Below are 25,160 nucleotides of genomic sequence, written 5' to 3'. Positions count from 1 at the left end.
CAGGCCCGCGAGTTCTGCGTTCCCGCCCGCGAGTTCCCCGCCCAGGCCCGCGAGTTGTGCGCTCGTATCCACGTGCGCCCCGCCGCCACGGCGTGCTCAGTCGCGTAGCGCGTCGTCCAGTTCCTTCAACAGTCGCGCCTTCGGCCGGGCACCGACGAACGTGGTCACTGCCCTGCCCCGGCGAAACAGCACGAGCGTCGGCAGTGACATCACGTGGTAGTCGCGCGCGGTGACCGGGTTCTCGTCGGTGTTGAGCTTGCGGATGGCGAGGGAGCCCTGCCGCTCGCTCGCGATCTCGGCCAGCACCGGAGCGATCATGTGGCACGGCGGGCACCACTGCGCCCAGAAGTCGACCAGCACGGGTACGTCGTGCCGCAGCACCTCACGCTCGAACGTGTCGTCGGTGACGGCGAGCAACTCGCCGGGATGGCTTGTCGACGGCATCAGAGGTTCTCCGCCGGGTTCGGTGCCTGCACGCGGCACGGGTCGGGTTGCCGCGAGAGCGCCTCGGCCAACTTGGCGAGCAGGCCTTCCCTCGCCGAGTGCAGCTTCTCGAGGCAGGTATCCACCTCGGCGAGTTTGCGCTGGTAGACCTCGATCGACTCGGAGCAGGAGTCGCCGGTCTCGTGGCCCGCGCGTAGGCAGGCGACGAACGGCCTGGTTTCGTCCAGGCTGAGCCCGATGGCTCGCAGCCGCTGGATCTCGGTGACCAGCCGGTAGTCGTCCTCGTCGTACTCCCGGTAGCCGTTGGCGGCGCGCCGCGCGCCGAGCAGGCCCTGCTCCTCGTAGAACCGCAGGGCGCGGGTGGTCATGCCGGCCTTCCTGGCCAATTCGCCGATCCGCATGCGAGCGAGCGTAAACCTTGCCGTTGACGGCAAGGCAAAGCTCTTGCCTGGGCCGATTCAGCGGCGCAGTAGCGTCTCCCGCTCCATGTGCGACAGCTTCTCGGGGTTGCGCACGGTGTAGAGCCCGGTGATGAGGCCGTCGTCGATCCGCAACGCCACAACGCTGTCGATCTCGCCGTCCAGTTTCAGGATCAGCGCCGGGTAGCCGTTGACCTGCGCAGGCCGCAGCGACGCCTCGGTGATCCGGCTGAGCCCGGCCGCGAGCAGGCGCGCCACCTTGTCGGCACCCACGACGGGGCGCGGCACCGCCTGTTTGATTCCGCCGCCGTCGCCGAGGAGCACGACGTCGGGGGCGAGGAGGTCCAGCAGCGGCCGCAGGTCGCCGGTCTCGACCGCGCGCTGGAACGCGTCCAGCGCGCCGCGGACGTCCTCCGGTGAAACGACCCCTCGCGGGCGGCGTGCGGCGACGTGCTCCCGCGCCCGGTGAGCGATCTGCCGTACCGCGGCGGGGCTCTTGTCGACGGCTTCGGCGATCTCGCCGTAGTCGAAGGCGAACACCTCACGCAGCACGAACACCGCCCGCTCGGTCGGCGCGAGCGTCTCCAGCACCAGCAGCATCGCCATCGAGACGCTGTCGGCCAACTCCACGTCCTCGGCCACGTCCGGCGCGGTGAGCAGCGGTGCGGGCAACCACTGGCCGACGTAGGACTCCTTGCGCCTGCGAAGGGTGCGCAGCCGGTTGAGCGCCTGCCGGGTGGTGATCCGGACGAGATAGGCGCGCTCGTCCCGCACCGTGTCCAGATCGACGCTTGCCCAGCGCAGCCAGGTTTCCTGGAGAACGTCCTCCGCGTCGGCGGCGAGGCCGAGCATCTCGTAGGCGACGGTGAACAACAGGTTGCGGTGGGCGAGAAAGGCCTCGGTGGCCCGGTCGGGGCGGTTGTCGCGGTCGGGGTCCCCGCCGCGATCGTCGGGCGTGGTTCGCGGAGTGCCGACCATGATTGCTCCTGTTCGCATCCGACTGTGTCACCCACCGGACACCGTGCCCGGCGCCGTTGTGACATCGACATCGTGACCGGACCTGGCGGCGTGCGTCATCGCGGCGCGCTGTCACAGAAGGCGGGCGGGTGGCATCTGGTGTTCGTCACATACCACCGAAGTGGAGGACGACATCATGCAACCCCGGATCAATCTGATGGCGAACGAGATCGCGACCAGGTTCGGCAAGCGGTTCGCCGCCGCGGGCCAGGTGGTCGAGCAGTCGCTGCCGAAGAACCTGCAGGAACTGGTGGCGCTGCGCACCAGCCAGATCAACGGCTGCGCCTTCTGCGTCGACATGCACACCAAGGAGGCCGCGCACGCGGGGGAATCCGCGACCCGGCTCAACCTGGTCGCCGCCTGGCGGGAGGCCACCGTCTTCACCGAGGCCGAGCGGGCCGCGCTGGCACTCGCAGAGGAGGCCACCCGGCTGGCCGACGGCCACCACGGCGTGTCGGACGAGACCTGGGCGCAGGCGCGCGAGCACTACGACGAGGACCGGATCGCCGCGCTCGTCTGCCTCGTCGCACTCGTGAACGCGGCCAACCGGCTCAACGTCAGCGTGCGCAACCCGGCAGGGTCCTACGAGCCCGGCATGCTGGCCGCGATGCAGGACAGCCTGCAGCACTGATCGGCTGCCGAATCGCCCGCCCGGCCCGGCACGACGGGGTCGGGCCGGGCGTGGGTCGATCGCTACCGCCGCTGCTCGAGCATGGTGAGGAAGGCATCGAGTTGGGCCGCGCCCGCGAGCAGGTTCCGGCTGCGCGTGGTGAGCCGCGACTGCCAGGAGTCCAGGAAGGCGCTCAGCGCCTCCGCCCCGCCAGCCTCACGCAACGACCGGAGGAACCGCTCGACCTGGTGCAGCGGGTATCCGCCTCTGCGTAGTTGGCGCGCGATCTCGGCGTCACGCACGCATTCCGGCCCGTACTGGCGGTACCCGGTGGTTCGGTCTCGTTCGGGGCGCAGGATGTCGTGGGCTTCCCAGCTGCGTAGCGTCGCCGGGTGCACACCGAGGCGGCGTGCGAGTTGCCCTACCGTCAGTGGCCCACCGCGAACGGCGGTGGGTGTCGTGGTGGACAGGCTGCTCAGCGAGGCCGCGACCTCGGCACGGGTGTCCCGCTCGGCTCGCAGCCGGACGTGGGTGGCGTCGATGAGCCGGTAGGCGGAGTCGGTGTCGCCACGGTTGGTCGCGCGCATGATCTCAAGTGCCCGCTGATGCCCGTGGCCGCCGCGAAGCGCGAGGAAGGCGCGCAGGGCCTGCGCGTGCAGGGGCGTGTAGCGCCGGTAGCCGGTCGGGCTGCGCCGTGTCGGAGGGAACACGCCCGCGGCTTCGTAGTTGCGGATCGCCTGCGGGGACAACCCGTGTTCCCGGGCGAGATCGATGGGTCGCAACCTGTACCTCCGATTGAGGTTCCAGGCTATCAACCTCAGGTGAGCGTTGGACAAGTTTCACTCGATTCTTCAACGATACTGTCGAGGGCGACCGATTTCGGAAAGGATCGCCCATGTCCACTGCCACGTCACTGCGCGCGCTCGCCCGCCAACTCGACGATCCCGCGAGCCTGGGCCGCGCCGTCGACGAACTGCTCGCCGCGCGAACGCGACCGCCTGCCCTGCTGGCTCTCGGCGAGCCGACACACGGAATCGCGGCGTTTCCGTTGCTGCGAAACGAACTTCTCGAACACCTCGTCGAGCGCGGCTTCCTCTCGATCGTGCTGGAAACCGACTGCTTCGCCGCGTCCGTTGTGGACGGTTACGTGACAGGGTCGGCCGTGGAGATCGACACGGTGCTCGCAACGGGGTTCAGCCACGGGTTCGGCAACGTGCCGGGCAATCGCGAACTCCTGGAGTGGCTGCGGGCTCACAACGCCGACCGCGCCCCGCGGGAGCGGGTTCGCTTCTACGGTTTCGACGCGCCGGTGGAGTCCTCGGGTGCGCCGAGCCCGCGACGTGCACTGTCCGAAGTGAACAACTACCTGCCCGCCTCGCTGCGGCCGGGCTCGGCGCGTGACCTCGACGCGCTGCTCGGCGACGAGGCGGAGTGGACCAATGAGGCGGCCATGTTCGACCCTTCGGCCTCCATCGGCGACTCCGACCGGGCTCGCGCACTGCGTGTCGTCGCCGACGACCTCGCCAGCGCGCTGCGTCGCGCGGCGCCAAGCCTGCGTCCCGCCGACCCGGACGGCTACGACGACGCCGCCGCGCACGCGCGCACCGCGCAGGGCCTGCTGCGCTTTCACGCGGCCATGGCCACTGCGGCACCCGACCGCATCGCGACCCTGCTCAGCCTGCGCGCGGAGCTGATGGCGGACAACCTGCTCGCGATCGTCGCGCGGGAGCGGCGACGCGGGCCGAGCCTGGTGTTCGCGCACAACGTGCACCTGCAGCGGGCGAGCTCGCGCATGCCGGTGGGCGAGGACGGGCGGAAGGAAGAAGTGAGCTGGAGCAGCGCGGGCGCGATGGTGGCTCTCGCCCTCGGCGAGGGCTACGTTTTCGTCGCGACCGACGCCGACCCGCACAGCGATCCGGGCACGCTGCAGGGCGCGCTGGCCGAGGCGACCGACCGCCGTGCGCTGTTCCCGGCACCGGCGTTGCGTGCCGCGCTTGCCGCCGATATCGGCGCGGGCAAGGAGATCGTGCGCGGCCACATCCCGCTCGGTCCGGCGGACCTGGCGTGCGCCGACGCGGTCATCTTCGTGGCCGACACCGACGGGAAACGGCAGCAGTACTGGTAGCGGGCGGCTGAGCAGTCGGCCGAGTGGGCTGCGACTCCGGCTTGACATGAAACCAAAAGGTTTCCTATTGTGGTCCGTGTGGAACAGGTCTTCAAGGCGTTGGCGGATTCCACCCGCCGGGATCTACTCGACGAGCTGTTCCAGCGGGACGGGCAGTCGCTCAACGCGTTGGCGAGCCGGTTCGCGATGACGAGGGTCGCCGTGGCCAAGCACCTTCGCCTGCTCGAGGAAGCCGGGCTGGTCGTGTCGCACCGGCGGGGAAGGCAGAGGTTGCACTTCCTGAACCCCGTGCCGATCCGGCTGGTCCACGACCGCTGGGTCAGCAAGTACACCGAGACGTGGGCAGCGGGCCTCGTCGATCTGAAGCGGCAGCTGGAGGCACCCGTGGAGAAGATGTTCGAGATCTTCATCCGTACCACACCGCAACGGTTGTGGCAGGCGATCACCGATCCGGATACGCGGGCGCGGTTCCAGTTCGGCGCGCGCGTGGAATCGGACTGGACTACCGGCTCGCCCTACCGGGTCAGCCACGAAGGAGTAGGCGGGCTGATCGAGGGGGAGAACCTGGAGGTGGACCCGCCTTGGCGGCTCGTGCAGAGCTACCACGCCATCTGGGACGACGACATCGCCGCTCAGCGAACCAGCCGGGTGACCTGGCAGATCGAGCAGGTCGGTGACAGCTGCCGGCTCGTCGTCCGGCACGACCAACTCCCCGCCGACGCCGACGAGCATCTGTACGGCGGCTGGCCGATGATCCTGTCCGGTCTCAAGACCTGGCTGGAGACCGGCACGGAACTCACCACACCCGGCTCACTGATGTACGGAGGCGAATCATCATGACCGCGGGACACACCAGACCCCACGGGAGACCGGACAAGACATTCGCGGCGACTTTGCGCAAGAGCCCGAACGCGGGCGGCTGGACCTACGTCGTGCTGCCCGGCTCGGTCGAGTTCTTCGGCACCCGCGGCCCGGTGAAGGTTCGGGGCCGCGTCGACGGCGAGCCGATCGCCTGCTCGTTCATGGCTCTCGGCGACGGCACCCACAAGCTCGCGTTCGCCGCCGACACCCGCGCCCGCATCGGCAAGCAGGCGGGCGACACCGTCACCGTCACGCTCGACGAGCGGATCGCGCGATGACCACGCAGGCGAAGCCGATCACGGGAATCCGGGCCGTCAGCGTTCCCGTCACCGACCAGGAACAGGCGCTGCGGTTCTACGTCGACACGCTCGGTTTCACCGTGCTGCGCGACGGGCCGATCCCGACAGGGCGCTGGATCGAACTGCGGCCAGGCAGCGACGACCTCGTCGTCACGCTGGAGCACGCCGCCGGGGACGTCAGTCGCGGCGCGATCATGGTCCGGTTCACGACCGACGACGCGGCCAAGGCCCACGCCGCGCTCACCGCAGCGGGGGTCGACACCGACGAGATCCTCACTTGGCCCGGCGTCCCACCGATGTTCGCCTTCCGCGACCCGGACGGCAACGCCTTCTCCATCACCCAGACCTGACCCGACGCGGCCGCATCGAGCGGTTTTCGCAGCTGTGCCGGTCGGGCCGGGTGTGCCCGCGAGCCTGCGCATGCCAGGGCTTGACCTTGACGCAGCGTCAACCCGCCATCCTCACGGTCGGCTGCAACAGCACCGTAAAGGAAGGCGGGAAGACCGTGTTCACGGAAAAGATCGTCGGCGCCACGTTCCACGGCGCCGAGCAAGCGATCGGCGGGATCAGCTCATGACTGCCCGATCGACGACCGGTCCGGCGATTCGCGTGCTGGGCCTGCATAAGTCCTACGGCAAGCTCGAGGTGCTGCGCGGCGTCGACTTCGAGGTGCAGCGGGGCAGCATCTTCGCCCTGCTCGGCTCCAACGGGGCGGGCAAGACCACCATCGTGCGCATCCTGGCCACACTGTTGAAGGCGGATGCGGGGACGGCCGGTGTCAACGGCTTCGACGTCGCCACGGAGGCGGCCAGGGTGCGGGAGTCGATCAGCCTCACCGGGCAGTTCGCGGCCGTCGACGAGATCCTCAGCGGGCGGGAAAACCTGGTGCTCGTCGCCAGGCTGCGGCACCTCGACGACCCGGGCGGCATCGCTGACGACCTGCTGAAGCGCTTCTCGCTGAGGGAGGCGGCCGCGCGGAGGGTGTCGACCTACTCGGGCGGGATGCGTCGCCGACTCGACATCGCGATGAGCCTGATCGGGAATCCGCCGGTGATCTTCCTGGACGAACCGACGACCGGGCTGGACCCCGAGGCCCGCATCGAGGTGTGGGACGTCGTCAGGAGTCTCGCGGGGCGCGGCACCACCGTGCTGCTCACGACACAGTATCTGCAGGAGGCCGAGCAACTCGCCGACCGGATCGCGATCCTGCACCAGGGCCGGATCATCGCGGACGGCACCCTCGCCGAGCTCAAGCAACTCCTCCCGCCCGCCGAGGTCGAGTACGTCGAGAAGCAGCCCTCCCTGGAAGACGTCTTCTTCGCGGTTGTCGGCGGCAGCGCCGAAGGTGGCGGAAGCCGCGAGTCCGAATCGAACGAGAAGTAGGTAGACCATGTCCACGCACTACTTCAGCGACACCATCGTCCTAACGGGACGGACCTTGCGCCACGTCACGCGCAGCCTCGACACCATAATCACGACCGCGATCACGCCGATCGCCATGATGTTGCTGTTCGTCTACGTGTTCGGCGGTGCGATCGACACCGGTTCGGTCCGCTACATCGACTACATGCTGCCCGGCATCTTGCTCATCACGATCGCGTCCGGCGTCTCCTACACCGCGTTCCGGCTGTTCACGGATATGAAGAGCGGAGTTTTCGAACGGTTGGAGTCCATGCCCATCGCACGGTCCGGCCTGCTGTGGGCACACGTGCTGACCTCGCTGGTCGCCAACCTGATCTCGCTGGCGATCGTCGTGGGCGTGGCTGTGCTCATGGGTTTCCGCTCCGGGGCAGCTGTGCCTGCCTGGCTGGCAGTCGCGGGCATCCTCTTCCTGTTCATCCTGGCCCTGACCTGGATCGCCGTGATTCCCGGGCTTTCTGCGACCTCGGTGGAGGGTGCGAGTGCCTTCTCCTACCCGCTCATCTTCCTGCCGTTCATCAGCTCGGCGTTCGTGCCCACCGAAACCATGCCGGGCCCGGTGCGGTGGTTCGCCGAGCAGCAGCCGGTGACGTCGATCGTCAACGCGATCCGCGCCCTGTTCGCGGGCGGGCCGGCAGGTGACGACAGCTGGATCGCCCTCGCCTGGTGTGTCGGCATCCTCGTCGTGGCCTACGGCTTCGCGATGCTCACCTATCGCCGCAAGACTTCCTGAGGCAACCTGGATCCGTGCTCACCATCAGCCAGTTGGCCGCGTACGCAGGGGTCACGGTGCGGGCGGTACGCCACTACCACCAGATCGGGCTGCTGCCGGAGCCCGAGCGAGACCGCTCGGGCTACCGGGCCTACGACGCCGCCGCGGTCGTGCGACTCATCCGGATCCACAGCCTCGCCGACGCAGGCGTGCCGCTGGCCAGGGTGCAGCAACTGCTCGACGCGGGCCCGGAGGAGTTCGCCGACGGCGTCGCGGAGATCGACAGCCAACTGCGCGCCAAGATCCGGCGGCTGCAGCGCAACCGCGAACGGATAGCCAGGCTCGCCGCGGGGGAGCAGCTGGCGCTGCCGCGCAGCGTCGTGGGCTACCTCGACCGGCTGCGCGGGCTGGGAGTCCAGGAGCGCTACATCGAACTCGAGCGGGACGCCTGGATCATGATCGCGGCGCGGCTCCCGGACCAGATCGACTCGGTGATCGCGAAGAAGCACGAGGAGTTGGACGATCCTGACATGGTCAGGCTCTATCACCTGCTCGGCGGCGCGCTCGACTGGCAGGTCGACGATCCGAGGATCGTCGAGGTCGCCGACATCCTGGAGCGGCTGATGATCCGTGCTGTGGCCGACGGCGAGACCGGTGCCGAGGGCTTCGACGACCAGTTCGTCGCCCTGCTGGACGCGACCATGATCAAGTCCTCACCGATGGCCGGGCGGCTGCTGGCGATCCTGCGGGAGCGGGGTTGGCAGGGGTGGACCCGCATCGAGCGAGTACCCGCCGAAAGCGCAGGCGGGGTTGGCACCGAGCAGGCGACAGTCGAGCAGCGCTCGTCATCGGCGCGGCCGTGACCGAACACGGTAACCTGGGGAGTGCCTCGGCTGCCGCCTGCCGATGCGGAGCCCCGTCAGTCGTCTCCTCGGTTCCGTGGCCCGACCCTGACTCGCAGCAGCGGCAACCTCCGGCCGGGAATCGATCGCGACGGTGCCTCGCCGACACGCTCGGCACCCAGCTTGCGGTAGAAGCCCTCGGCGTTGGGATCGGCGGCGATCTCGAGGTGTTCGAATCCGGCGGCGGCCGCGGTGGTCATCGCGTCATGCCACATGACGCGGCCGAGGCCGGTGCCGATCCGGCTCGGTGCGACCCACATGTCGCCGAGTTCGCCGACCGGCGGCTCGCCGTCGATGCTGTAGCAGCCGGCCACCGTGCCGCCCAGGTCGACGACCACTATGCGTCGTCGCGCGATGTCGTCGGGGCTGAAGGTGAGTTCGGCGCGGCACGAGTCCAGGAATTCCTCGTCGTAACCCCAGTGGCGCTTCGCGGCCAGCGCGAGCTCGCTCAGCGTGCTCGCCTCGTCCGGCCTGGCGCGTCGCAACCTCATGGTTGTCACCTCGAACGTCCGTGCACCGACACCACCACCAACCGGTGGAGTATCGCGGACTTGTGCGTGTTCAGCGGTGCCGTTCGGCGATGTCCATGGCCCAGGTGTACAGCGTTTCGGGGTCGCCGAGGGCGGCCCGCACACCGGGTTCGACGAGTGGACCGGTGGCGGCGTTGAGGAGGTCGAACAGGCCGAGGCTGACCCATTCCCAGCGCATTCCGTCGAAGTTGTAGGCGTGCATGAGCGGTGCCAGTCGCCTGCGGATTCCGGCGACTTCCGCCTCGGACAACCCCGCTTTTCGCAGTCGGTTGTCGGTGGCGCGCTCGTCGTCGGGGTCGAACCAGGTGTCGAGGAACGGCTCGAGCAGGTCTGCCCAGATGTCTGGCCGGTGCCTGTTGGCGATGCCGTTGCGGCGGCAGAACTGTTCGAGGTCGCCCTGCTGTTCGCGCGGTATGAACAGGGTCTCGCCGAGCGTGGTTCGGATCTCGGGCGGCGCGGCCCCGCGGTCGGCGTCGCGGATCTGCTCGCAGGCGAGGATCCCGGTGGGGTGCACGCTCGAGCCGGGAAAGTCGTAGCTCGAGAAGTGGATGTGGTGCTCGGTGAAGCTGACCTCCATCAGCTCATGGTCGGGCGTCAGGGACGCGCGGGGAAGGCCGCTGCCGCGTGAGATCGGCTGCTGTGGCCGCGGGCGGCGAGGTAGGCGCTGCAATCGTTTCGGTCGTGTTGGGTGCAGTCCGGTCAAGCGGTGCCGGTGTCGAGGTCGAGGAGGTCTGCGACCACGGCGGCGGGCAGTTCGGCGGCGCGGACTCCCGTCACCGACGCCGCTGCTGCGGCCATGGTGAACTTTTCCGCGTGAACTTGAGCAGGTTCGATCTCACGACCCGGTCTTTGCGGGCGGACATGATCGCTCGGCGGGCGACAGGTGTCCGCCTTACTTCATCATTCGCTCGTCCGCGGGGGAGACCGACCAGCGCGCTTGCTACGCGGATCCGGTTGGGGGAGACATAGCGCTACGCACGCGGACACGCCACCCGAAGGACCTCGACCACGCCCTGTCCTGTCGCTGCCTCCGGCGAGCGCTTCTACGCGCAGGAGGTGGATCGCGGGCCGCATCCCGCCCAGGTCGATGGGCCGGTCAGCCGGTGAAGGGTTCCAGTGCGAAGCGGCCGATCGCCACGAAAGCGGTCAGGGCGAGGTAGCCCCCGTCCGCCAGCACGGTTTTGGTCTCGCCACGGCGGATCCGCATGACGACGGCGCCAGTCATGATCAGCGCCAGGCCGCAGGCCGCCAGCGGTACCAGAATCGGGGCGATGCCGAGCAAGGCGGGCAGGATCAGGCCCACGGCACCGAGGATCTCGAGTGCTCCGATGGCCTTGAGGGTGCCGGGCCGGAAGTCGAGGACCCAGCGCGCGGCGTCGGCCATCCCGGCCAGCTTCTCCCGTGGGACGAACAGCTTCCCGAAGCCGGAGAACAGGTAGACGGCGGTGAGCAGGCCTGCGATGCTCCACAGTGCGATGTTCATGAGTCTTCTCCTTGGCAGAATGCCTGGGGGTGGCGGCCTCAGGCGGACCCGGGACCCCGGATCCGTCCGAGGGGAATGTCCGCGTCAGCCGAGCTGTCCGGGCTGGTACTCGCCGCCTGGCGTCCGGGTGATTACGTTCAGCCGGTTGAAGGCGTTGATCACGCAGATCAGGGCCACCAGGGCCATCAGCTGATCCTCGTCGAAGTGCTTCGCCGCGTTCGCCCACACCTCATCAGTGACGCCGCTGGAGTCGGCGAGGCGGGTGCCCTGCTCGGTGAGTTCCAGCGCCGCCCGCTCCGCCTCGGTGTAGACGGTCGTCTCCCGCCATGCCCCGACCAGGTTGATCCGCACCACGCTCTCGCCTGCGGCCGCGGCGTCCTTGGTGTGCATGTCGAGGCAGCCGCCGCAGCCGTTGATCTGGCTGGCGCGGATCTTCACCAGCTCCTGCACCGCCTTCGGCAGCGCAGAGTCGGTGATGACATTGTTCGACGAGATGATGTGCTTGGCCCACTTCGACCCGACCTCGTTGCGCATGGGGTTGATCCGGGTTTCCATCCCGTTCTCCTTCGTCTTCGCGTGCTTGCACCACTACGACGAAGGACCCAGCCACGACGTAACCGATGCGACGGGTGTGCGCTACTCGGGTCGCGCGGGCAGACCCATGGTGTCGAGGCGCTTGCGGTCGCTCACGGTCAGCAGTTCGACGATCCGGCCGTCGACCACGGTGCACGCCACCACGCCGAGTACCTTGCCTTTCGCACCCCAGGCCACGAACCCGGGCTCGCCGTTGACCAGGACCGGGAGCACCGAGGTCATCGACCGGATGCCGCGCAGGATCGGACTGGCCACCTCGGCCGCCCCGACCGTGGTCATCACGCCCTGCGGGTGGTATGTGCGCCAGGTCACGTTCGGATCGAGCAGCCGTACGAGCCCTTCGAAATCCCCGTTCCGCGCCGCGGCGAGAAATGCGTCGACCACTGCGCGCTGCCGCTGCGGCTCCTGGTCCGGCTGCGGTGCGCCCTGGACCTTCCGGCGGGCCCGGCTGGCGAGCATTTTGGTCGCGTCGGTGGACCGGCCGATGATCTGGCCGATCTCTGCGAAGGGCACTGCGAACATGTCATGCAGTACGAACGCCAGCCGCTCGGTGGGCGTGAGGGTGTCGAGCACCACCAGCAGTGCCAGCCCGACCGATTCGGCGAGCATCGCGTCGTCCTCGGGTGCCGCCCCGCCGTCCACAGTCACCACCAGCTCGGGCAGTCGGTCGTCGTACGACATCTCGGCCCGGGTCGTGCGCGAGCGCAGCACGTCGATGCAGACCCGGCCGACCACGGTGGTCAGCCAGCCGGCCAGGTTGCCGATCGCGGTCGCGTCCTGCCGCGCCAGCCGGATCCACGCCTCCTGCACCGCGTCCTCGGCGTCCACCCGCGACCCGAGCATCCGGTAGGCGATCGCCAACAGGCGCTCGCGCTGCTGCTGGAAGGCTCCCGCCAGTGCTTCGTGCGGACCTGATCCGGTCATGTCGTTACCTTCCTTGCGCGAACTCCGTCATGGTCATGACGGGCCCGAAGGTGCCGAGGTAACCGTGCGGCGTGCGTCCTGATGGAAGCACAGCGGCGGGCACCGGGGTCAACATGCGTTACCGCTGCCCGGGCCGCTTCGACCGACACCTTTCACTGATTGCAGGAAAGGCACTCGGCGGCTTCGTCGATCTTGACCCGGTCCGGCACGCCGGTGCTGAGTCGTTCCTCGCCGGCGCGGATCGCTCGGCCGCTGCCGCGGTTGATCAGGTCCGGCAACGATCCGATGTGCCCGGTGGTGTGGTTGAACAGATAGTCCGACAGCTCGTCGGCGAGCATGCCCGGGTACTTGTCGGCCAGTACCGGCAGCCGTTCCAGGCCGAGCAGCGAGGTATGCCATTCCTTGCGGCCCTTGGCGGCAATGGTCAGCCCGTCGGTCGGCCCGCTCCCGCGTAGTCGTCGCCGGGGGTGCGGTAGTTGTGCACCTGCACCGCTTGCCCGAACGTGGGCGCGTCGATCATCTGCTGGTTGCCGATGTAGAGCCCGACGTGGTGGATCTTGGTCGCGGGGTCGCCGTAGAAGATCAGGTCGCCGAGTCGCGGTTCCTCACCCTCGGGCACGTGCGGCACGCTGTTGTACTGCGTGTGGGCCGTGCGCAGCAGCTCCACCCCGGCCTCGGCGTAGGCGGCCGTGGTCAGACCGGAGCAGTCGAAACCCGCGTCGCCGTGTTCGGTGCCGTTGCCGCCCCACACGTACGGCAGGCCGATCTTCTCGATGGCGAAGGTGACGGCGGTCAGCGCCGCCGGGTTGGGCTCCCTGCCGCTCTGCCCGACCGTTCCGTACACGTTGGCGGTGGCCAGCACGCGGTGCAGGAACAGCGGCGCGGGGTGCAGCCGCGCCACACCGGCCAGCCAGTCGTCGCCGTCGGAGAGGTCCCTGCCCTGCGCGCACAGCGCCCTGCCCGCCGTCAGTGCGGCGTCGTCGATGTCCTGCACGTCGGGCTGGTCGCCGGAAGCGCTTGCGGCCCACCGCTGCCACACCGAGGGCGACAGTTGCAGCGGGCCCGCCGAACCGGGCTGCGAGATGACCTTGCCCGAGAAGTCGCGGAACTCCACGGTGGAGATGGGCTCGGAGACCGTGCCGTCCTCGGTGATCTGCCCGCCGCCGACCCTGCCGTGGTCGGTGGTGGTCTTGCCGACACCGGCCAGCGTCACCCAGGAAAGGTTGCAGCGCGGCGATTCCTCGGACAGCCTCGCCGTCGCGGTGGCGTAGGCGTGCATCGCGGGTCGAGGGATGTCCAGCCAGCGAGCCACGTCGTCGACCCACGGCTCGAACCGGGACCCAGACTCGGTCGGCACGGGCGTGTGGCTTGCGGGCGGCCGCGTCGGCGCCGCCTGCTTCGTCGACGGTGCGGGCACGGCGGAGGTCCCTGCCGGGGAGGCGGCGGCCTTGACGTCCTCCTGGGCGCCGGGAGCCATCCGCATCGCCACCGTGAACACCGCCGCCGCGGCCAGCACCGAGGCGAGCGCGATGCCAAGAGTCCGCCTGCGTGACCGTCCTTCACCGTCCCCGCTCATGGGCACAGGATAGGCAGCGACAGTGCAGCGACCGTGAGAACGCCCTTCATGCCGACTCTCCCGCCAGCCGCCGCAGCAGGAACGCCCGCAGCTCGTCCAGGTCGGTGTCCACCGCGACGGCCACCGTCGGCCGGTGCAGGCCCGGGTCCTCGGTCTCGGCCCGCACCTGCGGCCTGCGGCGGTCCACCACGGTGGCTCCGCGAGCAGGGCCGAGCGAGGTCTCGACCGCCACCGGCACCGACTCGGTCCGCAGCAGCCCGGGGCTGATCGCCTCCGCCACCGCGACGGCGTCGTGCAACGCCATCGCGTCGCGGCCCAGCGCCTTGCGGTAGTGCGCGAGGTAGGCAGGGGTCAGCGCCTCCAGCGCTGCGCCGATCGGCCCGGAGGCCGCGAGCGTGGTGAGCCAGTCGGCGCTCACCGCGCAGCGATAGGTCAGGTCCATCGGCACCAGCACGCAGGACACCTCTCCACCGGTGAGCACCCGGTGGGCGGCCTCGGGGTCGCTGAAGATGTTGAACTCCGCCGCAGCGGTGCTGTTGCCGTACCCGAGCGCGCCGCCCATCACCACCACGCGGGCGATCCTTTCGGCCGCGCCGGGATGTGCCGCGAGCAACGTGGCGATGTTGGTCAGCGGCCCGATCGCGGCGATCGTCACCGGCTCCCCCGACTCCGCGAGCAGCCTCGCCAGCAGGCTCACCGCGTCGATGCCCTCGACGTCGCGCTCCGGGTCGGGTAGCAGGTGTGCGCGCCCGGAGAGGCCGTCGTCGCCGTGCACGGGACGCGCCTGCCGCCACTGCGGATGCACCAGCGGCCGCGCCGCCCCCGCCGCGACCGGCACGTCGGCGCGCTCGCACAGCGCCAGCACGCGGCGCGCGTTGTGGGTGGTGTCAGGCAGACCGACGTTGCCGAACACCGTCGTGACACCGAGCAGGTCGACGTCGTCGCTGAGCGCGGCCAGCGTGATCGCGAACGCGTCGTCCACGCCGGGGTCGGTGTCGATGACCAGCTTGGTAGGCATCGGTCACTCCCTCACTCGGCTGCTCCGGGACACAGGTTACGGTCACCGCATGACGTCCATGTGGGGTTCACCCGTGCTGCCGCGGCTGCGGGGCTGGCGCCGGGCGCGCCGCGACCCGAGGCAGGCGAGGTTCCTGACCGCCGACTCGCTGCGCTGGGTGGTGCGCAACCGCGCCTTCACACCGTGGTACCTGGTGCGCTACTGGCGACTGCTGAAGTTCCGTATCGCCAACCCGCACATCGTGCTGCGCGGCATGGTGTTCCTCGGCCGTGACGTGGAGATCCACTGCCGCCCCGGTTACGGGCGCATGGAGATCGGCCGCTGGGTGCACATCGGTGACGGCAACGCCATCCGCTGCCACGAGGGTTCGCTGCGCATCGGGGACAAGGTGGTGTTCGGCAGGCAGAACGTGCTCAACGGCTACCTCGACATCGAGATCGGCGCGGCGACGCTGGTGGCCGACTGGGTCTACGTGTGCGACTTCGACCATGTCACCACCGACATCAACCTGCCGATCAAGGACCAGGGCATCGTCAAGGCTCCCGTGCGGATCGGGCCGGACACCTGGATCGGCACGAAGGTGTCGGTGCTGCGCGGCACGCGCGTCGGCCGGGGTTGCGTGCTCGGCGCGCACGCCGTGGTGCGCGGCGACATTCCCGACTACGCCATCGCCGTCGGCTCACCCGCGCGCGTGGTGCGCGACCGCAAGGCCGACTACGAGGCCGACGCCGAACGCAGGGAGGCGGTGCGGGACATGGCCCGCAAGGCGTCCAAGGCGCTGCGCAAGACGCTGGGGGAGTGAGCGACGCCTGCCGTGCCGGATCGACCGCGCCGGTCAGGGGTCCTGCTTCGGCACGGCCGGGTAGGGCACGAAGGTGCTGGTGTTCTCGTCCACGGTGAGTTGCTTGCCGATGGTCGGGAACGCGCGCTGCGGGCAGGCGGGCCGCTCGCAGACCTTGCAGCCCATCCCGATCGGGGTGGCCGCTGCCTTGTCGTCGAGATCGAGGCCCGCGGAGTAGACGAGTCGGTGCGCGTGGCGTAGCTCGCAGCCCAGCCCGACGGAGAACATCTTGCCGGGGCTTCCGTAGCCGCCGATGTTGCGGGCGATGGTGCGTGCCACCCAGAAGTAGCTCTTGCCGTCGGGCAGCGTGGCCACCTGGCTGAGGATCTTGCCGGGCGAGGTGAACGCCTCGTAGATCACCCACAGCGGGCACGCGCCGCCGACGCGGGAGAAGTGGAAGCCGGCCGCGGACTGCCGCTTCGACATGTTGCCCGCTCGATCGACGCGCACGAACGAGAACGGAATGCCCCGCAGCTTCGGCCGCTGCAACGTGGACAGCCGGTGGCACACCGTCTCGAAGCCGACGCCGAAGTGGTCGCACAGCAGTTCGATGTCGTAGCGCAGCCGCTCGGCCTGCCCGTGGAACTGGCGGTAGGGCAGGATCAGCGCGCCCGCGAAGTAGTTCGCCAGCCCCACCCGCGCCAGCGACCGTGCCGGTTGGCCGGAGAACGCCCACGAGTCGGCCAGCTCGTCGATGAGGTCGTCGTACTCCAGCAGCGCGATCTGCGAGGCCATCCGGAATGCCTGCTGCCCGATGCGCAGGCTGGGGGCCATCCGCAGGATGCGGCCCTGCGTCTCGTAGCGGTGCTGCTCGCCGGAGGCCTCGTCGATTCCCTCCGTGGTGACGGTGACGCCGTAGTGCTCCACCAGCCGGTCGCGAAGGCCGTTGCGCACCTCGCCGCGCCGCAGGCCAAGCTCCTCGTACATCTTCTCGGCGCGCTCGTCGAGCTCGGCGACGTAGTTCTCCCGCTCGTAGAAGAAGTCGCGCACCTCCTCGTGGGGAAGCGGCGCCGCGGCGCTGCCGTGCATGCCGCGGCCGTCCTCCGCGACGAGGGCGGCGGTGCTCTCCACGGCGTTGCGGTAGCGGCGGTGCAGCTTCACCAGCGCGTCGGCGATGGTCGGCAGGTTCTTGGCAAGGTCGTTGATCTCTCCGGGGGAGACCGGCGCGCCGATGGACTCGTCCAGCAGCGCCTCCCGCACGTCGGCCACGATCCGGGAGGTGTCGTTGTCGGCGAAGAACTCGGCGTCGACACCGAAGGCCTCGGTGATGCGCAGCAGCACCGGGACGGTCAGCGGCCTGCTGTTGTGCTCGATCTGGTTGAGGTAGCTCGGCGAGATCTCCAGCAGCCTCGCCAGGTCTGCCTGGCTCATCGACCGGCTCTCCCGCAGATGCCGCAACCTCGCGCCCGCGAAGGTTTTGTCCACGCTGCCCGACTCCCTCCGAAGGGTTTCCCGTGCGGTACCGATCAAGCCGGTAGATTCCGCGTCTTTGCGAAGCACGTGTTCGCAACCTTCGCAGAAGTCTACGAAAAATTCGCACAAATTGGCAAATTGGAGATCTGGCCGAGTTTTCGCAGCACATGTCATCGTCAGGGTTAGCAGGCGAGTTATCGCAAAGTTCGCAAAGTTGGAGAGGCCACGATGACTGTGTCCCCGGAGCAACGCTTCGAGCAGGAAGCCGCCAAGCTTGCCAAGGAATGGGAGAGCAACCCGCGCTGGAAGGGTGTGAAGCGCTCCTACTCGGCGGCCGACGTGGTGAAGCTGCGCGGCAGCGTCGTCGAGGAGCACACGCTCGCGCGCCGCGGGGCTGAGAAGCTGTGGAATCTGCTGCACACCGAGGACTACGTGCACTCCCTCGGCGCGCTGACCGGTAACCAGGCGGTGCAGCAGGTCCGTGCCGGCCTGAAGGCGATCTACCTCTCCGGTTGGCAGGTGGCGGCCGACGCCAACCTGGCGGGCCAGACCTACCCGGACCAGAGCCTGTACCCGGCCAACTCGGTGCCCGCCGTGGTGCGCCGGATCAACAACGCGCTGGCCCGTGCCGACCAGATCAACTGGGCGGAGGGCAACACCGACATCGACTGGTTCGCCCCGATCGTCGCCGACGCCGAGGCGGGCTTCGGTGGCCCGCTGAACGCCTTCGAGCTGATGAAGGGCATGATCGCCGCCGGTGCCGCTGGCGTGCACTGGGAGGACCAGCTGGCGTCGGAGAAGAAGTGCGGCCACCTCGGTGGCAAGGTGCTCATCCCCACCAAGCAGCACGAGCGCACCCTCAACGCCGCGAGGCTGGCCGCCGACGTGCTCGACGTGCCCTCGCTGATCGTCGCCCGCACCGACGCGCAGGCGGCCACGCTGCTGACCAGCGACGTCGATGAGCGCGACCGCAAATACCTGACCGGCAACCGCACGTCGGAGGGCTTCTACGAGGTCCGCAACGGGATCGAGCCGTGCATCGACAGGGGGCTGGCCTACGCCGAGTACGCCGACCTGCTGTGGATGGAGACCTCCGAGCCCGATCTCGAGGTCGCCCGCGAGTTCGCCGAGGCGATCAAGGCCAAGTACCCGGACCAGATGCTGGCCTACAACTGCTCGCCGTCGTTCAACTGGCGCAAGCACCTGGACGACGCCACGATCGCCAAGTTCCAGCGCGAACTGGGCCACATGGGCTACAAGTTCCAGTTCATCACGCTGGCGGGCTTCCACGCCCTGAACTACTCGATGTTCGACCTGGCCAAGGGCTACGCGAACGAGGGCATGACCGCCTACGTGGACCTGCAGGAGCGCGAGTTCGCCGCCGAGGACCGCGGCTACACCGCCACCAAGCATCAGCGTGAGGTGGGCACCGGCTGGTTCGACCTGGTCAGCACCGCGCTGAACCCGGAGAGCTCGACGACCGCGCTGAAGGGTTCCACCGAGGAAGCACAGTTCTGACCCCTCGCTGAAGGGAAGACGAGATGGCTGGGATGGCTGACAGGCTGCAGGACCGGATGAAGGTCTCCGGCCCCGAGGGGGAACGGTTCGAGCAGATCCTCACCCCCTCGGCGCTGGAGTTCATCGCCAAACTGGACAGCGCGTTCGCGGGGCGTCGCAGGGAACTGCTCGACGCCCGGCGGCGGCGCAGGGAGCGGATCGCCTCCGGTGAGGAGACGCTGGGCTTCCTGCCCGAGACCCGCGCGCTGCGAGCCGACGAGTCCTGGCAGGTGGCGCATCCCGCGCCGGGCCTGGAGGACCGTCGGGTGGAGATCACCGGTCCCACGGACCGGAAGATGACGGTGAACGCGCTGAACTCCGGTGCCAGGGTGTGGCTGGCCGACTTCGAGGACGCGACGTCGCCGACGTGGCGCAACATCGTCGGCGGCCAGCTCAACCTGTACGACGCGATCAGGCGGAACATCGACTTCACCGACAACGGCAAGCGGTACACGGTCGGCGACGAACCGGCGACGATCGTGATGCGGCCGCGTGGCTGGCACCTGGTGGAGAAGCACATCCGCCTCGACGGTCGGCCGGTCCCAGCCAGTCTCGTCGACTTCGGGCTGTACTTCTTCCACAACGCGCGCCAGCTCGTCGCGCGTGGCAGCGGGCCGTACTTCTACCTGCCGAAGCTGGAAAGCCACGAAGAGGCGCGGTTGTGGAACGACGTGTTCTGCTTCGCGCAGCAGGAACTCGGTATCCCGCGCGGCACCATCCGGGCCACGGTGCTCATCGAGGCGATCACCGCGGCGTTCGAGATGGAGGAGATCCTCTACGAACTGCGCGAGCATTCCGCCGGGCTGAACGCGGGTAGGTGGGACTACATCTTCAGCATCATCAAGACCTTCGGCGAGGCGGGTGCCGACTACGTGCTTCCCGACCGCGCGCAGGTCACGATGACGGTGCCGTTCATGCGGGCCTACACCGAGCTGCTGGTGCGCACCTGCCACCGGCGTGGCGCGCATGCCATCGGCGGCATGGCCGCGTTCATCCCCAGCAGGGACCCGGAGGTCAACGCCACGGCGCTGCGCAAGGTCCGCGAGGACAAGGAGCGCGAGGCCGAGGCGGGCTTCGACGGGTCGTGGGTGGCCCACCCGGCGCTGGTGCCCGTCTGCCGGGAGGTGTTCGACGGTGTGCTCGGCGGCTGGTCGAACCAGCTCGGCAAGCTGCGCGAGGACGTCGAGGTCGATGCACCGGACCTGCTGAACGTGGCGAGCGCGGGCGGCGAGGTCACCGAACAGGGCGTGCGGTCCAACATCAACGTGGCGCTGCGCTACCTGGACGCGTGGCTGCGTGGCTCCGGGGCGGCCGCGATCTTCAACCTCATGGAGGACGCCGCCACCGCGGAGATAGCACGCTGTCAGGTGTGGCAGTGGCTTCGCAACGGCACCAAGCTGGACGACGGCACGCTGGTGACGCACGAGCTGGCCTGGCAGTGGCTGGAGGAGGAACTGGCCGACGTCCGCGCCGAGTTGGGCACGGGCAACCGGCTGGACGACGCTCGGGAGATCTTCGCCGAGGCCGCGCTCGGCGAGAAGCTGCCGAACTTCTTCACCACCGCCGCCTACGCCCGTTACCTGACCGAGGCCGGCTGAAGCCGGGGGGTAGGAAACCGCGAGGCCACGCGGGCCGGGTGCCCGCGTGGCCTCGCGTCGTTCACGGTGTCCGCGGTGACCGTCGAGGTGTCGCCGCCAGCAGGGTTCGTGCCGCGGCGCGGCTGGTGCGGGCCACCGTCGGGTCGTCGGACATCGCCGCGACCACGGTGGCCCCCTCGACCAGGGTGAGCAGTTGCTCGGCGAGCAGATCCGGATCGGCGGCGCCCGCGTTCTCGGACAGCTCACGCAGGTAGCCGCGCACCGCGTCCTTGTGCCGCCGTGCGGCTGCCGCGACACGCGCCGAGCCCGAGCCGAGTTCGCCGAAGGAATTGATGAACGCGCAGCCGCGGAAGCCGGGCCTGCGAAACCACTCGTGCAGCCAGTCGAAGACGGCCAGCGGAGCTTGCTCCGGCGTGGTGGCGGCGGCCGTGACGTGGTCGGCAAGCTCCCGCCGCCACCGCTCGTCCCTTCGCAGCAGATATGCCTCCACCAGGCTTTCCTTGGAGGGAAAGCACTGGTACAGCCGCTTCAGCGAGACCGAAGAGCGGGCCCGGATCGCGTCCATCCCCACCGCCTGGATGCCGCGCTCGTAGAACTCGGCCTCGGCGGCGTCCAGCAGCCGCCGCTTGGCCTCTTCGATGTCCATGCCTTCCACCCTGGACCAGAGAACGATCGTTCTCTAGGCTGTCGGCATGAACTCACGCCCCCCGTTTCCCCCGTTCGACGAGACCACCGCCGCGCAGAAGGTCCAGGCCGCCGAGGACGCCTGGAACACCAGGGACCCCGAACGGGTCGCGCTGGCCTACACCGAGGACTCGGTGTGGCGAAACCGTGACCGCCACGTCGTCGGGCGCGCCGAGATCGTCGAGTTCCTGCGCCAGAAGTGGGAGCGCGAACTCGACTACGCGCTGCGCAAGGAACTGTGGGGGTTTCGGGAGAACCGCATCGCCGTGCGCTTCCAGTACGAATGCCACGACCACTCGGGGCAGTGGTGGCGAAGCTACGGCAACGAGCTGTGGGAGTTCACACCCGACGGACTGATGCGCCGCCGCGAGGCCAGCATCAACGACGTGCCGATCAGCCAGGAGCAGCGCAGGATCTTCGGGCCGAGGCCCGACAGCGAGAAGGGTGTACTGCTGCCGGTGTTCTAGGCCGACGACGAACTCTGCTTGCCCAGTGCTGTGGCCTGTTGCCGCGCATTTGGTGATACGGGGAAGTAGGTCTTGTCCGGCGAGGTCGGCAGAACTCGACGGGTTGCGCCGAGCGGAAGCGGCACGGGAGGACGCGAGCCCGAACGCCACGGTGACCGACCCAGGTGCGGGCGACGACGCAGGCTCGGGTGTGGCGTGGCGGCGGTGCTGGAGGCCAGCGCTGCCCTGGCGCTGCTGCGTGCGGAACGCGGGCACGAACAGGTCGCCGAGTTGCTTCCCGGCTCGGTGATGTCGGCGGTCAACTATGCCGAGGTGGTGCAGAAGCTCGCCCGGTTGGGCAGTGCGACGGCTGAGGACGATACCGCCGCGCTCGTCGCACTGGGTGCGACAGTGGCGCCGTTCGATGTCGCGGCGGCGGTTGCCGCGGCAAGATCGTGGCCTGCCACCCGGCACGCGGGATTGTCCCTGGCCGACCGGGCCTGTCTGGCGCTCGCCGGTGATCTGCCGGATGGCGTCGCGGTGACCGCCGATCGTGCCTGGGGCGAACTGAAGTCGGACGTGCGGGTGCGGTTGATTCGCTGACGGGTGCGCGATCCGGTTCCGCCGTACTTCCGATCTTCCGCCCGCCGACCGTACATTGTGGTCTCCGGCCGCGCTCGGTCCTCCAGGCGTTCGCCGTGACGGACCCGTGCCGTGGCTTGGAACTCATTCCTCCGTTTCGCCGGCAGACCGAGTGGTACGGGAGGACGCGAGCCCGAACGCCACGGTGACCGACCCGGGCGTGGTCGACGCAGGCTCCGGCGTCGCGGTTGACGGCCGATCGAGCCTGGGACGAACTGGACCTCGACGTCCGGGCGCGGGCGATTCACCGACGGCTCAACGATCGGCCGCTGCGGGCCGCCCGTGGGTGCGTTCGGTTCCCGTGCTTGGCCGAGCCCGAGATGCCCGAGCCGGTTGGCGAACCCCGCGACCGTACGGTTTTCACTCCCCGGTGGCCTGCCCGACACCTGGCCGCCGCCTGGCCGGGGGAGGGTCTTGCCCCGACGGCGTCCGAATGTCCCGATTGGGGAGGATCCCATGTCCGAGTACAGCGGCGAGCAGGGTCGGCGGTTCGACCGCAGACGGTTCCTCGAGCTCAGTGGCGTGAGCACCACGGCGTTGTTGCTGGGCACCGGCGCCGTGCACAGCGGCACGGCGCTGGCCTTCCCGCCCGCGCTCGGCAATCCGTTCACGCTCGGGGTCGCCTCGGGGGACCCGTTGCCGGACGGGGTCGTGCTGTGGACCCGGCTGGCGCCAGATCCGCTGGCCGAGGACGGCAACGGTGGCATGCCCCGGGAGCCGTTCGGGGTGCGCTACCAGGTTGCCGAGGACGAGCAGTTCACCCGTATCGTGCGGCGAGGGGCCGTCGAGGCCACCCCCGAACTAGGGCACAGCGTGCACCCGGAGATCACCGGGCTGCGGCCGGGCCGCGAGTACTTCTACCGCTTTCTCGCGGGCGACGCCGTCAGCCCGGTCGGGCGTACGAAGACCGCACCACTGCCCGACTCCGCCGTCGAGCAGGTGAGGTTCGGACTCGCGTCGTGCCAGGCGTGGACCGGCGGCACCTACGCGGCCTACCGCGCGATGGCCGCCGACGACCTGGACTTCGTCGTCCACGTCGGCGACTACATCTACGAAGCTGGTGACACCCGCAGCCTCGCCGACTTCCGCGTGCTGCACGCCCGGTACAAGACCTCACCGGACCTGCGCGCCGCGCATGCCGCCTTCCCGTTCGTCGTGACGTTCGACGACCACGAGGTCGACAACAACTGGGCGGGCGACGTTCCGCAGGACTCCACACCGGACTTCCTTCAGCTGCGGGCGAATGCCTTCCAGGCCTACTACGAGCACCTGCCGTTGCGGCTAACCGCCCGTCCCTCGGGCGCCGATATGACACTGCACCGGTCGTTGCTGTTCGGCGACCTGCTTTCCCTCAGCGTGCTCGACACCCGCCAGTACCGTGACGACCAGGTCGACGGCCGGTTCATCGCGCCCCGCGACCCGGACGCGCTCACCCCCGGCCGGACCATGACCGGCGCCGGACAGGAACGCTGGCTGCTGGACACCCTCGCAAGCTCGCGGGCGCGGTGGAACGCGATCGCGCAGCAGACCATCATGGCGTTCTTCGACTACGACACCGGCCACGGCGTGAGCATCAACCACGACCAGTGGGACGGTTACGCCGCTGCCCGCGACCGGCTGTTCGCCTTCCTCGCCGATCGGCGACCGTCCAATGTGGTCGTACTGTCTGGCGACTGGCACTCGGCATGGGTCAACGACCTCAAGGCCGATTTCACCGATCCGGACTCCGAGACACTGGCCACCGAGTTCGTCGGCACGTCGATCAGCTCCGGCTGCGGCTGGCGAGACTCGGTGGCCGCCGCGCTGGAGGCGAACCCCCACGTTCGGTTCTTCGACGGCGACCACCGCGGCTACACCCGTTGCACGGTGACGCCGTCGCAGTGGCGCAGCGACCTTCAGGTCGTCAACCACCCGGCCGACCCCTCCGGGCCGGCGTTCACGCTCGCGTCGTTCGTGGTGACCGACGGCGTCGCCGGTGCGCGCCGGTTGGAGGACGCGGGCGACGGCGTCGCCGGCCGGGTGACCGACGCCACCGACGGCACAGCCCTGGCGAACGTCGTGGTGCGGGCGAGCGCAGCCGACGGCACGGTGGTGAGCACCGGCGTCACCGGCACCGACGGCGAATACCGGCTGCTGGTAACCCCTGGCAGCTACGACATCGCCGCGACGGCGGGTTGCTACCGGACGGCCAGGCGCACTGTCGACTCGGCCGAGGGCACGCTGCAGCGGGTGGATCTCGAGCTGCCGCGCGTCACCGGCGCGCTCGCGGGCACGGGCAAGCGGCTGGCCGGTGCGCGGGTGGAGGCGGGCGATTCGGACATCGTCATGGAGAACGCGGCACTCGCGATGGCCGTCGCGGCGGTGACCGAGGACGGGCAGCTGCTCGGCACCACACGTGGGAAGGTGCTCGACATGGCCGTGCGAGGGCGCAGCGACCAGCTCGACTGGATCAACCTGACCTATGCCTCCGCCGCGCAGCCGCAGGGGACCGAGGCATGGCAGCAGGTCAGCGTCCGCAACGATCGCGTCGAGGTGATCGAGGCCGGACCGACTCGCGCGGTGGTCCGCGCCAGTGGTGCCTCCACCGACTTCGCCGCGCTCACGGTGACCACGACCTACACGCTGCGGCCGGACAACTCCTGGGTGGGTGCCGAGTCGGTGTTTCGCAACACCGGCGGCGCGGCCGTCACGGTGTGGGTCGGGGACGCGCTGGACCACGACGGGCCGGGACAGCGAAGCGGAGTCGCCGGGCACGGCACCATCACCACCCCCTACGGCAGCCCGCGGCGCTACGAGCCAACCGAGCCGTGGTTCGGCATGACGGGAACCGACCCGCAGACATACGGCCTGATCTACGACGCCGACCCGGAGGGCCTGCTGGTCGCGGCGACGGGCAACTGGGTGATGAGCATGGTGCCGGTGCAGATCGCACCCGGCGCCGAATACCGCCTGACCCGGCGCATCGTGGCCGTCGACCACGGCGGCGCGGCCGACCCGTTCGCCGTGCTCGCGCAGCTGTACCGGCGGGCACGGTGAAGCCTCAGCG

At 69.3% G+C, this 25,160-nt stretch carries 29 protein-coding genes; 15 read left to right on the top strand and 14 right to left on the bottom strand.

All coding sequences use genetic code 11. The annotated features are described in order from the left end of the window. Positions 1-96: 96 nt before the first annotated feature. From trxA to SACMADRAFT_RS19110, 3 genes are read right to left on the bottom strand one after another with little or no spacing between them, the layout of a single operon-like run. Positions 97-444 (bottom strand): thioredoxin, encoded by a 348-nt coding sequence (trxA, locus tag SACMADRAFT_RS19120; protein WP_009155484.1) that lies wholly within the window; start codon positions 442-444, stop codon positions 97-99. Further along, on the bottom strand, positions 444-845 hold the full coding sequence (locus SACMADRAFT_RS19115; RefSeq protein WP_009155483.1) for a MerR family transcriptional regulator: 402 nt from the start codon (positions 843-845) through the stop codon (positions 444-446). Before SACMADRAFT_RS19115 ends, trxA begins: the two co-directional genes overlap by 1 nt. Positions 846-902: 57 nt before the next feature. Further along, entirely contained in the window at positions 903-1,841 is a 939-nt protein-coding gene (locus tag SACMADRAFT_RS19110) for an RNA polymerase sigma-70 factor (RefSeq protein WP_009155482.1), read from the bottom strand. A 175-nt stretch (positions 1,842-2,016) separates the two neighbouring features. On the opposite strand from SACMADRAFT_RS19110, the gene SACMADRAFT_RS19105 reads away from it, so the two are divergent. Further along, positions 2,017-2,511, top strand: a complete 495-nt coding sequence (locus SACMADRAFT_RS19105; RefSeq protein ID WP_009155481.1) for a carboxymuconolactone decarboxylase family protein — start codon at positions 2,017-2,019, stop codon at positions 2,509-2,511. A gap of 62 nt (positions 2,512-2,573) precedes the next feature. On the opposite strand, the gene SACMADRAFT_RS19100 is transcribed toward SACMADRAFT_RS19105, so the two are convergent. Further along, entirely contained in the window at positions 2,574-3,272 is a 699-nt protein-coding gene (locus SACMADRAFT_RS19100) for a MerR family transcriptional regulator (protein ID WP_009155480.1), read from the bottom strand. Between the two features lie 113 nt (positions 3,273-3,385). Here SACMADRAFT_RS19100 and SACMADRAFT_RS19095 point away from each other — a divergent pair, with 113 nt between their 5' ends. From SACMADRAFT_RS19095 to SACMADRAFT_RS19065, 8 genes are all read left to right on the top strand, one after another. Further along, positions 3,386-4,615, top strand: coding sequence for an erythromycin esterase family protein (locus SACMADRAFT_RS19095; RefSeq protein WP_009155479.1), 1,230 nt, complete (start codon positions 3,386-3,388; stop codon positions 4,613-4,615). A gap of 78 nt (positions 4,616-4,693) precedes the next feature. Then, a complete protein-coding gene (locus SACMADRAFT_RS19090; RefSeq protein WP_040925779.1) occupies positions 4,694-5,455 on the top strand; it encodes an ArsR/SmtB family transcription factor in 762 nt (253 codons plus the stop codon). Then, positions 5,452-5,754: a DUF1905 domain-containing protein gene (locus tag SACMADRAFT_RS19085; RefSeq protein WP_009155477.1), complete on the top strand. Its 303-nt coding sequence runs from the start codon at positions 5,452-5,454 to the stop codon at positions 5,752-5,754. The genes SACMADRAFT_RS19090 and SACMADRAFT_RS19085 overlap by 4 nt, the downstream gene beginning before the upstream one ends. Then, positions 5,751-6,125: a VOC family protein gene (locus SACMADRAFT_RS19080; protein ID WP_009155476.1), complete on the top strand. Its 375-nt coding sequence runs from the start codon at positions 5,751-5,753 to the stop codon at positions 6,123-6,125. The genes SACMADRAFT_RS19085 and SACMADRAFT_RS19080 overlap by 4 nt, the downstream gene beginning before the upstream one ends. 80 nt (positions 6,126-6,205) lie before the next feature. Further along, entirely contained in the window at positions 6,206-6,352 is a 147-nt protein-coding gene (locus SACMADRAFT_RS30040; protein ID WP_157617274.1) for a hypothetical protein, read from the top strand. After that, on the top strand, positions 6,349-7,158 hold the full coding sequence (locus SACMADRAFT_RS19075; RefSeq protein ID WP_009155475.1) for an ABC transporter ATP-binding protein: 810 nt from the start codon (positions 6,349-6,351) through the stop codon (positions 7,156-7,158). Before SACMADRAFT_RS30040 ends, SACMADRAFT_RS19075 begins: the two co-directional genes overlap by 4 nt. A 7-nt stretch (positions 7,159-7,165) precedes the next feature. Continuing rightward, complete coding sequence (locus SACMADRAFT_RS19070; RefSeq protein ID WP_009155474.1) at positions 7,166-7,927, top strand: ABC transporter permease; 762 nt, start codon at positions 7,166-7,168, stop codon at positions 7,925-7,927. Positions 7,928-7,941: 14 nt separating this feature from the next. After that, positions 7,942-8,769 carry a MerR family transcriptional regulator gene (locus SACMADRAFT_RS19065; protein ID WP_009155473.1) on the top strand — a complete coding sequence of 276 codons (828 nt, stop codon included), beginning with the start codon at positions 7,942-7,944 and terminating at the stop codon, positions 8,767-8,769. Positions 8,770-8,825: 56 nt separating this feature from the next. Here the strand turns inward: SACMADRAFT_RS19065 and SACMADRAFT_RS19060 are convergent, their stop codons facing one another. The 8 genes from SACMADRAFT_RS19060 to SACMADRAFT_RS19025 form a co-directional block, all read right to left on the bottom strand. Next, positions 8,826-9,299, bottom strand: coding sequence for a GNAT family N-acetyltransferase (locus SACMADRAFT_RS19060; RefSeq protein WP_009155472.1), 474 nt, complete (start codon positions 9,297-9,299; stop codon positions 8,826-8,828). Between the two features lie 70 nt (positions 9,300-9,369). After that, positions 9,370-9,915, bottom strand: a complete 546-nt coding sequence (locus tag SACMADRAFT_RS19055) for a hypothetical protein (RefSeq protein ID WP_040925777.1) — start codon at positions 9,913-9,915, stop codon at positions 9,370-9,372. A gap of 519 nt (positions 9,916-10,434) precedes the next feature. Further along, entirely contained in the window at positions 10,435-10,821 is a 387-nt protein-coding gene (locus tag SACMADRAFT_RS19050; protein ID WP_009155470.1) for a DoxX family protein, read from the bottom strand. A gap of 84 nt (positions 10,822-10,905) precedes the next feature. Then, positions 10,906-11,376, bottom strand: a complete 471-nt coding sequence (locus SACMADRAFT_RS19045; RefSeq protein ID WP_009155469.1) for a carboxymuconolactone decarboxylase family protein — start codon at positions 11,374-11,376, stop codon at positions 10,906-10,908. A gap of 81 nt (positions 11,377-11,457) precedes the next feature. Then, positions 11,458-12,339 carry a sigma-70 family RNA polymerase sigma factor gene (locus SACMADRAFT_RS19040; RefSeq protein ID WP_009155468.1) on the bottom strand — a complete coding sequence of 294 codons (882 nt, stop codon included), beginning with the start codon at positions 12,337-12,339 and terminating at the stop codon, positions 11,458-11,460. Positions 12,340-12,491: 152 nt separating this feature from the next. Further along, positions 12,492-12,677, bottom strand: coding sequence for a hypothetical protein (locus tag SACMADRAFT_RS30505; RefSeq protein ID WP_050998184.1), 186 nt, complete (start codon positions 12,675-12,677; stop codon positions 12,492-12,494). Positions 12,678-12,763: 86 nt separating this feature from the next. Then, complete coding sequence (locus SACMADRAFT_RS19030) at positions 12,764-13,915, bottom strand: C40 family peptidase (protein ID WP_009155467.1); 1,152 nt, start codon at positions 13,913-13,915, stop codon at positions 12,764-12,766. 46 nt (positions 13,916-13,961) lie between these two features. Beyond that, positions 13,962-14,933, bottom strand: coding sequence for a nucleoside hydrolase (locus tag SACMADRAFT_RS19025; RefSeq protein ID WP_009155466.1), 972 nt, complete (start codon positions 14,931-14,933; stop codon positions 13,962-13,964). Positions 14,934-14,982: 49 nt separating this feature from the next. Here SACMADRAFT_RS19025 and SACMADRAFT_RS19020 point away from each other — a divergent pair, with 49 nt between their 5' ends. Further along, on the top strand, positions 14,983-15,735 hold the full coding sequence (locus SACMADRAFT_RS19020; RefSeq protein WP_009155465.1) for an acyltransferase: 753 nt from the start codon (positions 14,983-14,985) through the stop codon (positions 15,733-15,735). Positions 15,736-15,768: 33 nt separating this feature from the next. On the opposite strand, the gene SACMADRAFT_RS19015 is transcribed toward SACMADRAFT_RS19020, so the two are convergent. Next, positions 15,769-17,199 carry a short-chain fatty acyl-CoA regulator family protein gene (locus tag SACMADRAFT_RS19015; protein ID WP_040926597.1) on the bottom strand — a complete coding sequence of 477 codons (1,431 nt, stop codon included), beginning with the start codon at positions 17,197-17,199 and terminating at the stop codon, positions 15,769-15,771. A 216-nt stretch (positions 17,200-17,415) separates the two neighbouring features. Here SACMADRAFT_RS19015 and aceA point away from each other — a divergent pair, with 216 nt between their 5' ends. Next, a complete protein-coding gene (gene aceA / locus SACMADRAFT_RS19010; RefSeq protein WP_009155463.1) occupies positions 17,416-18,705 on the top strand; it encodes an isocitrate lyase in 1,290 nt (429 codons plus the stop codon). 32 nt (positions 18,706-18,737) lie between these two features. Continuing rightward, entirely contained in the window at positions 18,738-20,342 is a 1,605-nt protein-coding gene (aceB, locus tag SACMADRAFT_RS19005; RefSeq protein WP_009155462.1) for a malate synthase A, read from the top strand. A 61-nt stretch (positions 20,343-20,403) separates the two neighbouring features. Here aceB and SACMADRAFT_RS19000 read toward each other — a convergent pair whose 3' ends face one another. After that, positions 20,404-20,988: a TetR/AcrR family transcriptional regulator gene (locus SACMADRAFT_RS19000; protein WP_009155461.1), complete on the bottom strand. Its 585-nt coding sequence runs from the start codon at positions 20,986-20,988 to the stop codon at positions 20,404-20,406. A 46-nt stretch (positions 20,989-21,034) separates the two neighbouring features. Here SACMADRAFT_RS19000 and SACMADRAFT_RS18995 point away from each other — a divergent pair, with 46 nt between their 5' ends. The 3 genes from SACMADRAFT_RS18995 (at position 21,035) to SACMADRAFT_RS29275 (ending at position 25,150) form a co-directional block, all read left to right on the top strand. Then, complete coding sequence (locus SACMADRAFT_RS18995; protein WP_009155460.1) at positions 21,035-21,493, top strand: nuclear transport factor 2 family protein; 459 nt, start codon at positions 21,035-21,037, stop codon at positions 21,491-21,493. 195 nt (positions 21,494-21,688) lie between these two features. After that, the gene (locus SACMADRAFT_RS18990) at positions 21,689-22,075 is read left to right on the top strand and encodes a type II toxin-antitoxin system VapC family toxin (protein ID WP_009155459.1); all 387 of its coding nucleotides are present in this window, start codon (positions 21,689-21,691) and stop codon (positions 22,073-22,075) included. A gap of 495 nt (positions 22,076-22,570) precedes the next feature. Then, on the top strand, positions 22,571-25,150 hold the full coding sequence (locus tag SACMADRAFT_RS29275; protein WP_009155458.1) for an alkaline phosphatase D family protein: 2,580 nt from the start codon (positions 22,571-22,573) through the stop codon (positions 25,148-25,150). The last annotated feature ends 10 nt before the right edge of the window (positions 25,151-25,160 follow it).

Origin of the sequence: Saccharomonospora marina XMU15, from assembly GCF_000244955.1 — a bacterium.
Lineage (GTDB): Bacteria > Actinomycetota > Actinomycetes > Mycobacteriales > Pseudonocardiaceae > Saccharomonospora_A > Saccharomonospora_A marina.
The sequence above is the reverse complement of the archived record's forward strand: the minus strand, read 5'-3'. Positions and strand labels throughout refer to the sequence as shown.

What these genes read in the sequence shown, in the direction of transcription:
- trxA (WP_009155484.1), bottom strand. Translation starts at nt 444, where the DNA reads ATGCCGTCGACAAGCCATCCCGGCGAGTTGCTCGCCGTCACCGACGAC.
- SACMADRAFT_RS19115 (WP_009155483.1), bottom strand. Translation starts at nt 845, where the DNA reads ATGCGGATCGGCGAATTGGCCAGGAAGGCCGGCATGACCACCCGCGCC.
- SACMADRAFT_RS19110 (WP_009155482.1), bottom strand. Translation starts at nt 1,841, where the DNA reads ATGGTCGGCACTCCGCGAACCACGCCCGACGATCGCGGCGGGGACCCC.
- SACMADRAFT_RS19105 (WP_009155481.1), top strand. Translation starts at nt 2,017, where the DNA reads ATGCAACCCCGGATCAATCTGATGGCGAACGAGATCGCGACCAGGTTC.
- SACMADRAFT_RS19095 (WP_009155479.1), top strand. Translation starts at nt 3,386, where the DNA reads ATGTCCACTGCCACGTCACTGCGCGCGCTCGCCCGCCAACTCGACGAT.
- SACMADRAFT_RS19085 (WP_009155477.1), top strand. Translation starts at nt 5,452, where the DNA reads ATGACCGCGGGACACACCAGACCCCACGGGAGACCGGACAAGACATTC.
- SACMADRAFT_RS19080 (WP_009155476.1), top strand. Translation starts at nt 5,751, where the DNA reads ATGACCACGCAGGCGAAGCCGATCACGGGAATCCGGGCCGTCAGCGTT.
- SACMADRAFT_RS19075 (WP_009155475.1), top strand. Translation starts at nt 6,349, where the DNA reads ATGACTGCCCGATCGACGACCGGTCCGGCGATTCGCGTGCTGGGCCTG.
- SACMADRAFT_RS19070 (WP_009155474.1), top strand. Translation starts at nt 7,166, where the DNA reads ATGTCCACGCACTACTTCAGCGACACCATCGTCCTAACGGGACGGACC.
- SACMADRAFT_RS19060 (WP_009155472.1), bottom strand. Translation starts at nt 9,299, where the DNA reads ATGAGGTTGCGACGCGCCAGGCCGGACGAGGCGAGCACGCTGAGCGAG.
- SACMADRAFT_RS19055 (WP_040925777.1), bottom strand. Translation starts at nt 9,915, where the DNA reads ATGGAGGTCAGCTTCACCGAGCACCACATCCACTTCTCGAGCTACGAC.
- SACMADRAFT_RS19050 (WP_009155470.1), bottom strand. Translation starts at nt 10,821, where the DNA reads ATGAACATCGCACTGTGGAGCATCGCAGGCCTGCTCACCGCCGTCTAC.
- SACMADRAFT_RS19045 (WP_009155469.1), bottom strand. Translation starts at nt 11,376, where the DNA reads ATGGAAACCCGGATCAACCCCATGCGCAACGAGGTCGGGTCGAAGTGG.
- SACMADRAFT_RS19040 (WP_009155468.1), bottom strand. Translation starts at nt 12,339, where the DNA reads ATGACCGGATCAGGTCCGCACGAAGCACTGGCGGGAGCCTTCCAGCAG.
- SACMADRAFT_RS30505 (WP_050998184.1), bottom strand. Translation starts at nt 12,677, where the DNA reads ATGCTCGCCGACGAGCTGTCGGACTATCTGTTCAACCACACCACCGGG.
- SACMADRAFT_RS19030 (WP_009155467.1), bottom strand. Translation starts at nt 13,915, where the DNA reads ATGAGCGGGGACGGTGAAGGACGGTCACGCAGGCGGACTCTTGGCATC.
- SACMADRAFT_RS19025 (WP_009155466.1), bottom strand. Translation starts at nt 14,933, where the DNA reads ATGCCTACCAAGCTGGTCATCGACACCGACCCCGGCGTGGACGACGCG.
- SACMADRAFT_RS19020 (WP_009155465.1), top strand. Translation starts at nt 14,983, where the DNA reads ATGACGTCCATGTGGGGTTCACCCGTGCTGCCGCGGCTGCGGGGCTGG.
- aceA (WP_009155463.1), top strand. Translation starts at nt 17,416, where the DNA reads ATGACTGTGTCCCCGGAGCAACGCTTCGAGCAGGAAGCCGCCAAGCTT.
- aceB (WP_009155462.1), top strand. Translation starts at nt 18,738, where the DNA reads ATGGCTGACAGGCTGCAGGACCGGATGAAGGTCTCCGGCCCCGAGGGG.
- SACMADRAFT_RS19000 (WP_009155461.1), bottom strand. Translation starts at nt 20,988, where the DNA reads ATGGACATCGAAGAGGCCAAGCGGCGGCTGCTGGACGCCGCCGAGGCC.
- SACMADRAFT_RS18995 (WP_009155460.1), top strand. Translation starts at nt 21,035, where the DNA reads ATGAACTCACGCCCCCCGTTTCCCCCGTTCGACGAGACCACCGCCGCG.
- SACMADRAFT_RS29275 (WP_009155458.1), top strand. Translation starts at nt 22,571, where the DNA reads ATGTCCGAGTACAGCGGCGAGCAGGGTCGGCGGTTCGACCGCAGACGG.